Annotated in this window: 11 protein-coding genes; 7 read left to right on the forward strand and 4 right to left on the reverse strand. The window is 32.5% G+C overall.

Annotated features, from left to right (window positions below):
- Positions 1-9 precede the first annotated feature (9 nt).
- Positions 10-4,881 carry an AAA family ATPase gene (locus tag ACFELV_RS07610; protein WP_375327438.1) on the reverse strand — a complete coding sequence of 1,624 codons (4,872 nt, stop codon included), beginning with the start codon at positions 4,879-4,881 and terminating at the stop codon, positions 10-12.
- A gap of 353 nt (positions 4,882-5,234) precedes the next feature.
- On the opposite strand from ACFELV_RS07610, the gene ACFELV_RS07615 reads away from it, so the two are divergent.
- From ACFELV_RS07615 to ACFELV_RS07635, 5 genes are all read left to right on the forward strand, one after another.
- A complete protein-coding gene (locus ACFELV_RS07615) occupies positions 5,235-5,693 on the forward strand; it encodes a conjugal transfer protein TraD (protein ID WP_375327439.1) in 459 nt (152 codons plus the stop codon).
- 54 nt (positions 5,694-5,747) lie between these two features.
- The gene (locus tag ACFELV_RS07620; RefSeq protein ID WP_375327565.1) at positions 5,748-5,960 is read left to right on the forward strand and encodes a DUF6933 domain-containing protein; all 213 of its coding nucleotides are present in this window, start codon (positions 5,748-5,750) and stop codon (positions 5,958-5,960) included.
- A gap of 419 nt (positions 5,961-6,379) precedes the next feature.
- On the forward strand, positions 6,380-7,336 hold the full coding sequence (locus tag ACFELV_RS07625) for a ParA family protein (protein WP_375327440.1): 957 nt from the start codon (positions 6,380-6,382) through the stop codon (positions 7,334-7,336).
- 20 nt (positions 7,337-7,356) lie between these two features.
- Positions 7,357-7,902 (forward strand): hypothetical protein, encoded by a 546-nt coding sequence (locus tag ACFELV_RS07630; protein ID WP_375327441.1) that lies wholly within the window; start codon positions 7,357-7,359, stop codon positions 7,900-7,902.
- A 408-nt stretch (positions 7,903-8,310) separates the two neighbouring features.
- On the forward strand, positions 8,311-9,480 hold the full coding sequence (locus ACFELV_RS07635) for a hypothetical protein (protein WP_375327442.1): 1,170 nt from the start codon (positions 8,311-8,313) through the stop codon (positions 9,478-9,480).
- An 87-nt stretch (positions 9,481-9,567) separates the two neighbouring features.
- Here the strand turns inward: ACFELV_RS07635 and ACFELV_RS07640 are convergent, their stop codons facing one another.
- Positions 9,568-10,647 carry an IS4 family transposase gene (locus ACFELV_RS07640; RefSeq protein WP_375326208.1) on the reverse strand — a complete coding sequence of 360 codons (1,080 nt, stop codon included), beginning with the start codon at positions 10,645-10,647 and terminating at the stop codon, positions 9,568-9,570.
- A gap of 581 nt (positions 10,648-11,228) precedes the next feature.
- On the opposite strand from ACFELV_RS07640, the gene ACFELV_RS07645 reads away from it, so the two are divergent.
- Positions 11,229-11,522: a hypothetical protein gene (locus ACFELV_RS07645; protein WP_375327443.1), complete on the forward strand. Its 294-nt coding sequence runs from the start codon at positions 11,229-11,231 to the stop codon at positions 11,520-11,522.
- Between the two features lie 289 nt (positions 11,523-11,811).
- Here the strand turns inward: ACFELV_RS07645 and ACFELV_RS07650 are convergent, their stop codons facing one another.
- Both ACFELV_RS07650 and ACFELV_RS07655 read right to left on the reverse strand, forming a co-directional pair.
- On the reverse strand, positions 11,812-13,644 hold the full coding sequence (locus ACFELV_RS07650; protein WP_375327444.1) for an AAA family ATPase: 1,833 nt from the start codon (positions 13,642-13,644) through the stop codon (positions 11,812-11,814).
- Between the two features lie 145 nt (positions 13,645-13,789).
- Entirely contained in the window at positions 13,790-14,758 is a 969-nt protein-coding gene (locus tag ACFELV_RS07655) for a sensor histidine kinase (protein ID WP_375327445.1), read from the reverse strand.
- A gap of 366 nt (positions 14,759-15,124) precedes the next feature.
- Between ACFELV_RS07655 and ACFELV_RS07660 the strand changes: the two genes are divergently transcribed.
- Positions 15,125-15,919 (forward strand): DNA adenine methylase, encoded by a 795-nt coding sequence (locus tag ACFELV_RS07660; RefSeq protein WP_375327446.1) that lies wholly within the window; start codon positions 15,125-15,127, stop codon positions 15,917-15,919.
- Positions 15,920-15,957: the final 38 nt, after the last annotated feature.

The following is a 15,957-nucleotide window of genomic DNA, read 5'->3' on the forward strand; positions in this document are numbered from 1 at the left end:
AATTCTATACTACAAAGAAGGACCTTCGAACTCCTTTGATATTACTCTTTGCTGGGCAGCAAATTTATCTCGACCTTGCTGTATATGTTCTCGAGGAAAAAACTCATTATTCTCATGCACCTTTAATGCATAATCTAGTAACTTTAACTGACATGTAAATGATCTCCCGTCTATTATCATCTCTTTGCCTGAGTGAATATCATTTAAATGTTGCTTTAGCCTATCAATTACATGCACATGATATTGCTGTGTTAAACTTTGTAACGCACTAGCACTATGTGTAGAATGCTTAATTGTATTAGTTATCTTTCTAGGCTGCATTGCAGTTCTATCAATAGATGATCCTAATTTATTCAACTGTTCAAATACATTGTTTTTCTCATTACGATAAGCATGCTTTATAGACTTTAACAGACTAACACCATTATAATCATACTCCTTATAATCATGCTCATACTCCTTACAATTAACGTGTAAACTAGCTAGATATTTCTGCTCATTTTCTAAGGCTTTGAACGCTTGCTCCGGTGTGTTGGCTCTTTGCTTAGCTTTTACTAATTCTCCAAGCTGAGCAAAAGTATAATATTTATCTCTTACACTTGTCAGGCTTTGCTTCATCTCCTCATAACTTTTTCCTACTAATGATACTGCTAGCTCTTGCCTTTCAAGTTTTGCTCCATACCTATTAGCTTCATTCACCAAATCCTTATGTTCATCAACAAAATTATCAGCGAATTCTATCGATTTGCGTGTACTATCAAGTTCGCTACTACCCTTTACATTACTACTCCTATAAGCATCTATTATTTTTTCTTCATTAATCTTAAATTGTTGAATGTAACTAATATTAGCATGCTCTTGCTTACTTAATTTCTCTCCTTCATTGCTACTACCAAAATATTGCTCCAACGTAACGGCTGCATGCTTGGTTAATGCTCTACTAAATGAATGTTGGATTTCCTCCTCTCCTAACCCCTTGTCCTTTAATATATCGTTAAAGTCACCTGGGTTACTTGGACGAACTATTTCAACAAATGCTCCTTTCTCTATTAATTCATGCTTGGCAGTATCAATAGTCACGTTTGTTACGGCATCGATTCCATCATTATCAGCTGCTATAATTATTTTCTCACCTGATACTGCATGATAATTCTTGATATTACTTATGCCTAACGAACAAACTATTTTTATTTGTTTATCTTGATGAGCGGAATCATTACCTAAAGCTTGTTTGACCGATAAAGCAGTTTCTAGACCTTCTGCAATAATGGTGATGCTTCTTCTATTTCTAATATCAGTATTGCTATTAGTATTAGTACTGTTACTATGACTATTGAACTCACTATTGATATCACCATTGCTGAAACTGCCTACATCAACAAAAGACCCTGCTATTTTTCCAAACGATCTCTTTACAATATCAACATCAGCTTTATTATTTGTTTTGCTATCCAGTAATATTTGCTGACCACCAGTAATATCCCCTTTTGTGTTTCTTGCAAAAGCTACCAAGGCAGGCACTTTACGTTTAACAGATTTCTCATAAACATTAGTCGTTCTAATATCTTGACTTAGACTATTACGACTTATTCCATCATCATTTAACCTATCGTGACTTAGTGCATCCTCCTTTACCAAATCAATATCAATCTTTCTTGTTTGTACTAAATACTGTCCAGCTGTAGAACTTAACTCTAGCTCTTTGCTTTTAGTATATAATTCTTCCGCTTTGCGTATCTTGACTATCTCCTCAGAATTCTCCTTATCAACTCGCTTACAATGCTCTACATATCTATCGGATATCACATGATCATTTACCACCTGTAAGTTAGATCTCATCTTGTTAGGAGTCATCCCTAATCTATCTTGTAAATAACTCACTGATTCTTTAAAATCATAATTCTTCTCACGCTGTACAAGATCAAACAAATCTCCTCCCTTACCTTCGCTAAAGTCATACCAAGTACCCGCTTTATTGCCGCTAATCTTTACTGCCAATGACCCATTATTACCGTACTTTAAGGTTGACCCCTTCGATAGTTTTCTATTCGGATTTCCTAATAAATCTACAACTACTGACTCTGCTTGCATGGATAGCTCTCTTCTAAGATTATCTACCTCACTTCTATAACGCTCTCTATTCTCCTCCCATTTATTCTCCTGACCTCTCTTATAATCAATATTTTCGTAAAATCTATCCTTTGATGAACCTTTTCTGCTCATTGCTATTATGTTTCCATCTTTATCACCCTCTAACATGCCTCTATCATTAACGCTAGAATTAGATACACTAGACGTTACATCATCCACCACAATACTTGTATTAGCAACATGACCAATTTCTCCTAATTTTTTTCCTGTAGCAATTTGACTACTATGCAGGTTACCTCCTACTACCAGCTTCTCTTCTCTTGTCTCTACTGCAGCATCCATATGTTGATTTTCTTCATATACCCTATCAAACACCTCTTCTACCCTTACTATACTCTTACTAGGCTCTCTATAATTGTAATACTCCTCTTGTGGTAAATATTTATCCATTAACTTGGTTATATTATTTGCAGCAAAATCATAAATCTTTACCAAAGACCTACTCAAACCATTCATATTATTTAAGATATCTATATCTTCTAAGCTATGATTAGCTTCCTCCTTCGTTAAGTAATTTAAGCTACTACCACTATCTAGCGTCTTGGACATTTGTCTAATTAAACTCTCTCTACCCAAAGTTGCTATCTTATTAACATACAAATTTAACTCACTGATATTTCTTGATAATGCAACGTAGCTGTTCCTTAAACCAGCAAAACCATTGTGGTAGACATATACATCTTTTATCGACGCACCTTGTCCCTTAAATATTGTTACTGCATAACCATGTTTAAAACTATTAAATTCTGATGGATTGAATTCCACCATTCTATACTCACTGCTGCTTTTGCTATCCTTACTGTCTTTTATATAGTTTGGATTCGTTAGCGATATAATAAATCTATTTGTTGATACATCTAATATTACTCCAAGTTCACCATTGACTATACCAAGCTCCTTGTTGGTACTACTTATCACTATACGATCTCCTCTCATATAATGATCACCTCCTACTTCTATCTCTTGACCCTTTAGCTTACCCTCTAGCTTTAAATATTGACGTACTCCATGATTTAAGGCTGCTACGTCTTTGTTTCTTACCGCTAATATTATTTTATCATCAATAGCGTAACTACTCTTATGCCAATCGGCAACTAAACTTTGCATTGACTGAATTGCATCAGAGCTCCACTTAATCCTTTGCTCTTCTTCTAATATACTCACAGCACTTCTAACATCTCCATTGGATAATGCCATAGCCGTCCTCTTACCCCAGTTGCTATCCTGACGCTTAATATCTAATATCGTACTACTTCTATATTTATTAGCCAACACCTCAAACATCCCACCTCGCTGTACGCTAGTCAGCTGACGCTCATCTCCTGACAAAATTACTGTGCATTTGCGAGTAGCTGCTACCCTTAATAACTCACTAAAATCATCATTTCCTATCATCCCTGCTTCATCTACTACTAGTACACTGTTCTTTGGCAAATAAAATCTTCCATTAGCTAATTTAAACAGCATCCCCTTAATCGTATCAGTATGCCTAAAACCATCAGAAGCTAACGCCTCTTTAGCTTTATGCGTTGGGGCAACTCCTATCGCATATATGTTACACTCTAGAGCAATTGCAGCAATCTGACCCAATACATGGCTTTTCCCTACCCCTGCTCTACCTCGCACTATTTGTAACGCCGACTTAGATGTTAGTAACTCAGTTAAAGCATTATGCTGTTCTTCTGTTAGCTTGCCCTCTACTGCTACAATTGATTCAATTGTACGTTTAGATACATCTTGATTACTCGTAAACACATTCTGAACACTTGCTACATAACTGCTAAGACGCAATATCTTCTGCTCTTCTACTCTAACCGCAGACGTAGTATAATACTCAGTACAACTACCATCTTCTCTGTACAACGCTATTACTGAGTTATCTGCTAAAGCATCTTCTACTAGCTTTTCTTTTCTTTCTAAATCTAGCACATATTTCACTGCTCTCATTAAGTCACCTTTAGTAAAGACACTCATATGACGCGTTACCTTCTCTAACACTCTAGCTCCGCAATCTAAATGCTCTATTTCTGCAAGTCTCCTTTCCTCGTTTCTCTCCGCTGCTTGGTTAAGAACACTCCTCATACGTACAGGACCTATATGTTCTTGGGTTATCTCTCCAGGCAAATCAACTCGTAAATCCACTCCCCATTCTTTGATTTTATCTTCTAATACTTTCCTATAAAAATTATGATTATCTATTTCTATACTCTTTTGTACACAACCATTTAATACTTTAGGCTGCAAATCACGTGCCTTCTTTGACTCAAAACCCAAACCATCTTTTCTAAATCTACGAGTTGTTACTAGTAAATGTGCATGCCAATTTACATCTCCTTCATGTGGCTTATGTATATCTAACTGCACTCCTAAACCTTCTCTTATCCAACCTTTCCTTTCAATAAACTCTTTTATGATTTCTTTCTTCATATCTAGAGTTATCTCTTCTTCTTTTGGTAGAGCAATTAACCATTCTACACATAACTGACTATCTTTACGATTCTCTGATCTCTCTATTTCATTTGTAAATAATGATACATTTTTGAACTTTTGATCTACATGTTCTGGTAAAAATATTTCATGATATACATTATCTTTTCTACTTTGAAAGTTATAAATTACACCAGTTTGTATATCTTTTACTATTGTTCTAGCATTATATGCTCCTTTAAGACAGGCATTCTTATTATTACTTCTACTTACATATTCTGGTCTTGCAAATGCTATTGCCATTCTATAACTACTTAACAAGTGAGTTCTAGAACTTTATATCAAATCAGAAGAAAATTAGGCAATATAATGGAGGAATTATTAGAACAATGTGGTCTAATATATTTATTATTAACTATATCAATGTAACCATTAGCAATTAATGCTGTTCTTACTTTTACTATATTTAATAGTATGCTTATACCTGACGAAAATTAGAAATAAGAAAAAGAAAATAAGTAAAATAATTTAATTATTATTACTTTAATTGTTCTGAACTATAAATTTTAACTTCAGAATAAGTTATTCTTGCTTCATACTAAATTATTTAGTAATTTGTTCTATAATAATTTCTAATATTAAATGGGCTAAACTACATGCATACGGTAACAGAACAAAAACTTCGATTAGAGCAAAAGAAAAATAGATTAATTGCTGAAGAAACTAAACTCAAACTTAAAGAACGTAAAGCTCGTACTCGTCATTTAATAGAACTTGGTGGGTTAATTGTGAAAGCTGAGCTTGATCACTTACCTACCAATACCTTATATGGCTCTCTGCTATCTTTAAAAGAATCTCTAACAAAACAATCTGACATTCAAGAGCAATGGACTAAAACTGGCAAAACAGCTTTTGATCAAGAACAACAACAAAAAACTGCTATCATTCTCACATTAACAGAAAAACCTTCTTTAGAAATTCGCTCTCATATCAGAAGTCACTCCCTCAAATGGAATCATCTCAGAAGCGAGTGGTATGGTTATGTCCTTGATTTACAAGATTTGAAAGATGGACTTGGGGATTTGAAGTATGAGTTGCAGGTTATTAAGGAGTAAAAATTATACCACAATTCAGATTAACCGCTAAAATGGCACAAGAACTAAAAATTAATCAATCCTAATAATACTACTAGATTAGATGACTGGTATCTAGATGTTACTCGTATCTTTAGAAAGAAAGTTTTCATCTTTATGCATATCAATACACGCGTTGCTTTTGCTATTCCTAGTTATGAAATTGGTAGAACTAAAAATCTTTTAGACTCTTTTCCAGTATTTCTACAAGAGTTCTTAAATAATTTGGATTACGAAACAATTGCATAAGAAGCATATGAGTTCTTTACTCACCCATCAAAGCAAGTATATTTTGCCAAAACTAATGACAAAAGCACCTTACGGTATATAGCTACTTTCCAAAATATTCTCACATTTAATGCCAAAAAGATTAATGATATAAATCAATCCTTATGCGACTTCGCCAGTCAACATTGGCTTAATCATTTCATAAAAGATAATTTAGTTACAAAAAATTATACTACTCCTATCAAATTATTGAAAAAGTTATTACACAGGTAAGATGATTATTGATATACTATTAATATAGTATTAATATGTTGCATATATACACCATATATAGGGTATCAATACTATGTACATGGTGTATATGTGGTAATAATATACTATATTAATAGTATTAAAGTATAATATATATATACTTTTGTCTTGATACAATGTAGGAAATAATGAGTACCGTTAACAAAACTATAGATATTAAAATCACTGCATCTGACGCAGCTAATTTTTTAGGAGTAACCTTACAATACATTCATAAACAACTTAAACAAAAAAACTTACTATCTTGTAAAAACCAAAATAGAGTTTACTTTGGACACGAAACCGCAAGAGAATTGTTTAAAATTCATTTTAATAAAAAAGTTATTTCTTTCCAAATAGTAAAGGGTGGCACTGGAAAAACTTCAATTACACATTCTGTAGCTTTAAGAGCAAACCTATATGGGGCTAGAGTTTTGTGTATTGACATAGATCAACAGGGAAATTTATCTCAAGCTTTTAATATTGATGCAAAAAATACACCAGTAATGATTGATATTCTTGCCAACAATATTCCTATAAAAAATACCATCATCCCTGTTTCACAAGGGCTAGATATTTTACCGAGTAGGATAGAAAATGCAGTACTTGATAACTATATTATGTTACATAAATATCCTATTGATAAAGTATATGTAGAACTTATCAATGATATTTATCAGGATTATGATTTAATTTTAATAGATTGCCCTCCTGCACTTGGACAATCCGTAGCAGCTGCAACATTAGCATCTAATATTATAATTGCTCCAGTCACACCCGAACAATTTAGTTTATCTGGACTCAAAATATCATTTGAAGAAATAAATACTATAAGTCATCGATTTAAAAAAGATTTATGTTTTAAAATTGTGCTTAATAAATTTGATACTAGAACTGCATTATCTAGTGAAGTACTTAGTACTTTATTGAATCATGAATTATTTAAAAATCTTATATGTAGCACCTTCATACGTAACTGCCAAGAATTTCCCAATGTAATTTACTCAGGTAATAATATTTTTTCTACCTTAAAAAATACGTTTGCAAAAGAAGATATAGATCTTTTTACTAAAGAAATATTGGGTTTAAGTCATCAGAACAATTAAACTAACAACTGAGATAACTCATGCCATTAATAAGTAACCATACAAAAGAAACAAGTAAACTTTTTCAAAAGAAAGCATACCGCCCTTGGGATAATGATTTACTTAATCCTGAACATACAAAAATCATAGATTCTACTTCTTCTAACAATTTATCAACAGACACACAAATTACTCCTGTGCATTATCATGATACACTTGGAATTTGTAACAATATAGATCAATCATCATCATCATTAGTGAGCGAGGTATTAACACAAGAATCTGTTAACTTGGACTTAAGAAAAGAGCTAAGAAATTTATTTGGTGCACAAAAAGTAATAATGCAATATTTACTTAAACAAATAGAGGAGGAAGATAGCACATATCTTATAACAAAGGCCATTGCTAGGGAAGAATGCATAAAAAAGTGTAATTTAACTTCCAATACTATAAAAGGAGCATTGCAACAACTTAAATTTAAAAAATTATTAGAGCCTCATGAAAATAAACATGGTAGAGGTGGATATGCAAGATATAAATTCAATAAAGAAGTGTATTCTTTCTTTTCAAATAATCTAGATTCTTAATCTTTCAACAGATTTAATTATTTACTCTCATCAATATAAGTTCGTCATATGTCTATATTTGACACGAATTCAATAAACTTTTTTATTTTTTCTAAAAAAGCTTGATTTTTCAAAGTTGAAGTTGTATCTATTTTTATATAAGAAACTTAAATATAGATAAATCTTATACTTCACTATTTTTAATTTTTATTAATTTTAATGTTATATAGGTAAATGTGTAATTTTTTATACTATAAATAAAAAAGGAGCTAGGAACACATGGAACTTAACCCCTTATTTACATATAACATATCAATATGATATATATAAGATAACCTTGAGCAGGATATTTCTTATTCGTTGCATTGTAATATGTTATATGTAATTAGTCAAGTTTCTTGGTTCTTAGCTCCATAAAAGGAGCATACAATGCAATTATCCCTAGATAACGAAATAATCAGCACTCAGTTATTTCAAAACAATTACCATTTGCCTACTAACCTATCCCAATATACCCCTGACTTTACCTCATTACACACCATAGTAACTAAGAATAAACCGTACACCCCAATTACTACATGTGTATTAGAACATATTCTTACAACCACTCATCCCTGTGACCTTGAAAAACTGTTCTACATCATAGCCTATAGTTTAAGCATCATTAATCACAATAAAGGTAAACAACGCTGTATCACTCTTTCTGCCAAACAATGGGCTGAAAAGCTTGATTGTTCCGTAGCTGAAATATTTACTATGCAGCAAAACTTAGAACAGAAAGGTTATTTTGATATTTATCGAAGCAAAAATAAGGATGGTAAAAATAAGAAAAATACTATTACACCTACTTTGCCTGATTCTGTCTTTAACTCTTTAGTGAATACTCCCAACAGATTTAATATTGGTACATATTCTACTGATACTTCTTTATATTCTAACTTTACTTCTACCGCTTACTTACCTAATCTAGAAAATAAAATATCTTATCTTGATAGAACTAAGATGTTTATTAAACTTAACTACGATCTACTTTTACTCATTACTTCTTGTAACTACTTAAGTAAACACGCAAAAGTTTTATGGTTAGATTTTTATTCTATAGGTTATAGATATTATTTAAAACATAGGGATTGTGACAATAATACTACAAATACTAGTCAATATTATACTAATAATACTGCAGAACTAAGTGAGATGTTTATGTATACATCTGATAACATCAAGACAGATGATTACATTAACTACGTTGCTCCACCTAATAGTTATTCTTTAACTACTACTTACAAAGAACTGCAAGATAAATACTCCTGTAGTAAGTCTGTCATCTCTAAAACCCTTAAAGAGTTAGATACGAAAGGATTTATTACTCGACAACGTTTCTTTGTGAAAAATGACGATGAGGATGATAATCTGCATGATAAGTCTGTTTGGCGTATTACTGTTACTTTACCAGATACGATACAACAACATTTACAAAATGAAGTGAAAGATCGTGCTAAACCAGCATCAGAAAGCGTTATTTCCAATTATGACCCATATGTTTCCAATTCTTGTCAATATATTAATAAATACTTTATATCACTAATACTAAAGATTTAGATAGTATAGATAGCGAAAAAACTTTTTTTGAAAAAACTAATCATTTTTCATCTGAAATTTCATCTGAATTATCATAGTACCCCACACTTATTGTTGAAGTTGAAAGGCATGCATAATGTGTTTTCGTAGTAATGAAAACAACATAGCAGGGGTATCACTTAACGAGTTATAAAAATAATCTTTTATCCAATCAAATCCGTAAGTAAATAATGAGTATAATTTACGACCATGTTTTTTGATCTTTATAGGATAAATTTTGTTCTTAATGTCACCAGCAAGCACGCAAATAGCTAAGGATAAAGATACTATTGCAAATAGTTTTTCCAGCTTTTTTTGATCTGTAATGTGGGTATCTTCAATATTAAATCCAGATGACTTGAGAGACAGAAAAGGTCGCTCAATGCTCCACCTCTGCTTATATGCTAGCAAAGCACATTCACCAATAAGCACATTACTAGCAATAAATAGTTGCTCTCTTTCTAATTGCAAACAAGTTATTTTAATTGCCATACCATTGTAAATTTTGCTTTCTATAGTTTTAGTGTCACCCATTTGCATATCGGCAAAACATTTATTCAACTTCATCTTGCCACCGTTGAAATGCTTGACCTTCTCACTTTTTCTTAGCCTGATAGCAAAAGGTAATTTTTGGATTCCACCCATATATTGCAACCATTCCTCACCAACAAATTCCCGATCGGCAAGGATAAGCTCTATCATTTCCTTAGGTATAATTGTTAAAATTTGCTCAATCAATTTCTTTCTTTCATTAGTAGAAGAGTTGCCTTTTTTATCAAGTAACAACCATGCTATAGGAATTGAAATATTACCATAAACGATAGTTGCAACAAAAAAATTCAAATTTTTAATACCAAATTGCCAGCTGGTTCTATCTATGGCAAGGCTAATTTTACCTGTTAGACAGAGCAATTTAACAATAATTTTCCCTAAACTTATAAAGCACATATTTTGTTCTAAAAGCAAACGCTCAACTTTAACAATCTTGGCATGCAAATTGCCTTTAGAAGCGACATACAGTGCTAATTCTTTGATTCTCACAGTTTTAGCTTTTACTACTGCACAAATTAATTCTGCAAATGTTTTAATTCGTGCTGGGTGCCAATCTAAAAATATGTATAATATTTGGTATAGTGATTGAGAGTCCATTAATACCTCCTGTTGCTTGTTTCTCAGCGGAGATTAGTGACTCTCAGTCACTTATTCAATTTATTATTTTAACCCTCCTGTAAAATCTGTGGGGTACTATGATATTAGTCATATTATTACTCTTGTCAGTTGAAATAAAAACATCGTACAAAGTTTATTCCTCCATACAGTCTATTGTACAATATAGTACAATATTGTACTTTATTTATACTATTTATTATATAATTTACGGTAATTATGTTACATGTTTTTAGCTACTTAGTAGCGTTATTTATTATAAGATTTATCTAAAGCTCAAGTAAATTCTATATAAGAAAACCATAGATAGTATAGTGATGCAAGCTTTAAAAACTTTTTCTTTGAACCAGCATCTTTATCCTATTAACACTGAACTAAGCCTATAGTTTATAGAGAAGAGCAAAAGCAACTTTCTTTGACAAAATATGAATATTTTGTATATTGGTTTTTTCTTATTTTTTCTATTATTTAGGTCTTTTTCTTGACACATATTGTACTATTATGTATACTAAACTGTACCAAGATATTATTGATTATTCTGTTAAAATGTAGGAGAATATATTATGCCAAGAGACCCGGTAACAGCACTAGAAAAACTGAAGAAAATTGAGGAGAAAAAACAGAAAGTATTAATAACTCGTAGAGAGGATTTATTAGAGATTGTCAGTAGTTGTAATGCCATGACTATTGATGATCAACTCCTTGCAGGATTCCTACTATTTGCTATGAATGAGCAGAATAAGCAGCATCCTATGTTAAAGGAATTTATACAATTAGCTAACATCACGCTGGATCCCCGTAAATTATTAGCTAAAAAGCACAGGGCTGCTAAAACAAACTCCAAAACTAATGGCTAACTGTTGTTGCTAATAGTTTTAAGCGGCTGTATTTGAGGTTATTCCGACATTAGGCAAAGAATATAACTTATTGTTGAAACAAATTGAAGCAAAGCGCATAGCCAAAAAAGAAAAAGGGGTAGACTTTGATCATAGTATTGATAGGGCTTTTCTTTGAGATGAATTCTGATAATGACAATATCAGTTATTTTCTAGCTAGACTCGAGAAATATCCTGAGATCAAAATACCGGCTACATACAATTAATACTGAGCATGGAGGCAATAGCTAAGTAGAATAGGAAGGTAGAGTTAATCGATTTGGTAGTGCAGGGCAACTTCCTTACCGCAAAAGGCCATAGAGATCTTTATGATCTTTTTAACGTGTTTATGTTCCTTGATTTTAGTATCATATCTCTTGTCATTAATCTGTGCTAAACCAGCCTTAGCTGCAGATTCTAGTTCTTCTGCCGCTTTAGAGACCTTGTACTCAATAATAATAGCGTTTTCATTCTTGCCAATTTTAGGAAGCAACACAATATCAGCCCTACCTCTTCCTGTCTCTCGTTCACTCTCTATGATATAACCAAACGCTAATGTATTAATCAAACCTAACATAAAACCACTGTAAAACAACTCAGCTCTTGCCTCTCCAGTCTGATGAAAACTAGTAGCATTTAATAGTAGCTCCTGAAGCTTTGATTTAAATTCTACTATCTTACAAGCAGGTAATAAGCTAGCAAAAGGATAATAGAAAGAGCTATCAACTTTTAACTTATTACTAACCCACTGTAACAGTCTAACCTTATATATATATTTTACTTCTTTGTTCGGTATAGACAATTCATAAATATCCTCTTCTGGTTCTTTAGCCGCTGGATTTAAATAACCGCTAAATAGTAACAAACTAAATAATCCTGCCGGTTTATTGATGTCAGCAAAACTTATTTGTTTAGTGATAGAAGAGATTATATTTTTACCTGTAATTAAGTTCTGTAAATCTTCCTGCATCTCATCTGACAACAGTGCTGTGTCAACAAGTCCTGTCCCACCGCTATCTAGCCAATAATGATCAAGCTCTCCTTCATGTGCAAGACATTGCATTATTGACCATGGGTTGTAAATGATTTCTCCACCAAAGGTATAACCATTATACCAGTCTTTAATCTCTTCAGGATTCGTTTTTGTTGGTACTTTTGTTAATAAGTCATCTACTTCTGTTTGGGTAAATCCATAAAATTTAGCAAATTTTTTATCCAGTAATGTATATTCACTTACGTTGTTTAAATCTGAGAATAAGTTAGCTTTTGCAATACGTAATATGCCAGTAATGATACCTCTTTCTAAACGTGTATTGGTTTTCAGGCTGCTACCAAACATGCCGCGGAATATTTTTAGAACATCGTTAAACTCTTTTGCTTTATCGCCAAATTCGAGGTAAGAACTATTGATCGGAGTATCATATTCATCGATTAGTATGTACACTTTCTGACCAAAGTGCATAAAAAGTAATTCACTTAAAAATTTTAAACTATCTTTAAGGTCTTCCTGATCAAACGTGCCCGTGAAGTACCGTTCTAATATTTCTTTTTGAGCATTATTTAGTAGTTCTATATCGTTCGTTAGATAACGCCTTAAGTAGTAATGCTTCGCAAATAACTTAATAATTTGCTTCCTTATTCCATTCTCAATCTCTTGGTAGCTACTTCCCTTAACATCCTTGAAATTTATGGAAATAACTGGAAATTGACCTTGACGTTTCATTGCCTTTGCTATACCAACAATTTTTAAAGGCTTGAGCTCCTTAGTTTCGTCAAAACCTAAATCTATTGTACCACCAATAAATAGCTTGTTATTTAACTTCTGATCTTCCGGTAAAGGGACACCTGTCTCATCCACTTCTATTTCCAAGAATTTCTTGAACATATCCATATTTAAGCTTTTACCCCAGCGCCTTGGCCGAGTAATTAGGATAACCTTACCATGATCCTCCAGTAATTCTTTAATCATTAAACTTTTATCAACAAATACATCGCTATTAACTACTAAATCATAAAACTCGTCCGTACCTACCAGCATTTTAGGCGGCTTATTGTTGCTTCTAACAGTATTAGTGATATTAGTATCTGAAAGTTTAGATATCATATTAGTTGATTATATATTTGAGAATTATTCTAGATCTTTTAAATATAAGAAATTATAACATAAATAAGTTGGATACTTAAATAAATTTAAGCAAATAATACATGGCTGTAAGTTTGTAAGGCTCAGCCATGTTGTTAGCCTAAAACTATTCAGAATCAGTACTGTTTGGCAGTTTCACCGGTATTTTACACTCAACAGTAGTGGTTTTCCCCTCTTCACTTGATAATTCAATTGCACCATGCATTTCATGGATCAACTGTTTAACAAACATTAAACCTAAACCTAGCCCTTTACATTGAGTAGAAGAACTAATGCTACCGATCTCTTCACAAATATATTGTTGTTTTTCCTCAGAGATACCAATACCAGTATCATGGACAATAAATTGTAATAACCGATCTCTATCTTCTTGTTCCAAAACATCAAAATCATTCTCATCTTGTCTTAGACTTCTAGCAGAAAATAGATTAGCGGTAATGACGACAACTCCTTCTTCAGTAAATTTAATACTATTACCCACTAACTGATCTAATATTGCTTGTAAGCGGTAGCTATCACCTACCAAAACATCTGGCATCTCATAATGAATATTAGAGACTAATCTTATCCCCTTATTTAATGCTGCAGCCCCAGCTTTAGCAATAATTGCTTCCACTAGTTTCTTGGGGCTAAATGCTTGCAACACTATAGAAGTTAATCCGCTATTACGTTGCAAAAACTCATATAGATCATTAGAATAATCTAGCAGTGCTTTAGCACCATCCATAATAGTAGCCAAATGATTTTTTACTTCAGGATTGTGCTCTATTTCATAGAGCACAGCTACTTGCGCAAAAATTCCATTACAAGGAACATTGATACTATGACCAATATTCTTGATTAAGTCTATTTTAATTAGTTCAGTTGTTTGTAATTTTTCTTTTGTTTTTTGTAATTCTAATTCTAGGTTTTTAAATTTAGTAATATCTACATAATTCTCGTGAGAACTAATGATATCAGCTCTATGCTCAGATGCTGGAACCAGTGTGGCAAATACTGGAGCAAATTGTACGATCCAACCTTTTTCTGCAATTTGCTTTTGATCTTGTTGTTGATTTTTAACATTATCTATCATACTATTCCTGTACTGTTTGGGTTAAACAAATGGGTAGCACAGAGGTTAATATGTTAACTTTGCGGTTTTAATTTAACTTCTGTGCTTAATACTACATTAGCGTAGTATCTAATCAGCAGAGATATCACCATTAGTATGAGGAGTACAGAGGATTTCTTAAGCATGTTGTTCAGATTTTTACCAACAACTCTAAAGAGCTGCAAATTAGAGACATGGAGGAAATTATACTTCATAAAAACACCCAAAAAAATACAGTGATAATATTGCACTCAACAGCAGAAAAACCCTCTACAGCCCGCACTGCCACTGGCATTCCAGTTGCATTTATGGTATAATTTTTTATTAAGATATTAAACTAGTAATGATATGCCAGCTACTTCCAATAAACCCCAACCATTTTTGCAATGGGTTGGTGGCAAAAGAAAAATTACCGATAAATTAATTGAACATATCCCATTAGGGCTCAATAATTATTACGAACCATTCCTGGGTGGTGGTGCATTATTTTTCCAAGTAAAGCACATGTTTAACAAATGCTTTTTGTCTGACATTAATTTGGATTTAGTTACTAGCTATAATAGCGTTAAAAAAGATCCAGCTGAGGTGAGTAAATTACTGGAATCCCATCAAGAAAACCATTCTAAAGAATATTACTATCAGGTTAGGGATAACAATGTTAACAACCCCAGCAAAATTACTGCAAGGTTCATATATCTTAATAGATATGCTTTTAAAGGTATCTATCGTGTAAAGAAAGATGGTAAACTGGCAGTGTCTTTTTCGAGCAAAATCCATGCTAATTCTGATATTGATGCTAGACTACGCCAATGTAGCAGTTTTTTAGCTAATACCTGCATTTACGCCATAGATTTTTCCTTCATTGAACCTAAAAAGAACGATTTTGTATATTTGGATCCACCATACCACCAATCAGGTGAGACATTTTATACCACCTTACCCTTTGATGAAAATGAACAAATAAGATTGCGAGATTTTGTTAAAGAACTAGATAGCAAAGGGGTTAAGCTCATGATCTCTAATAGTGATACCCCTTTTATCAGAAATCTCTATAAAGCCTTTAACATCAGTACTGTAGATATAAAATATTCTATCCCAGAGAAACGCAAAACCTCATATGAAGTGATTATGACAAATTATTGAAGGTCAATTAATTAATAGGCATTCTCCAGCAGTTTTTA

It is taken from the genome of Candidatus Tisiphia endosymbiont of Nemotelus uliginosus, from assembly GCF_964264835.1.
Taxonomy (GTDB): domain Bacteria; phylum Pseudomonadota; class Alphaproteobacteria; order Rickettsiales; family Rickettsiaceae; genus Tisiphia.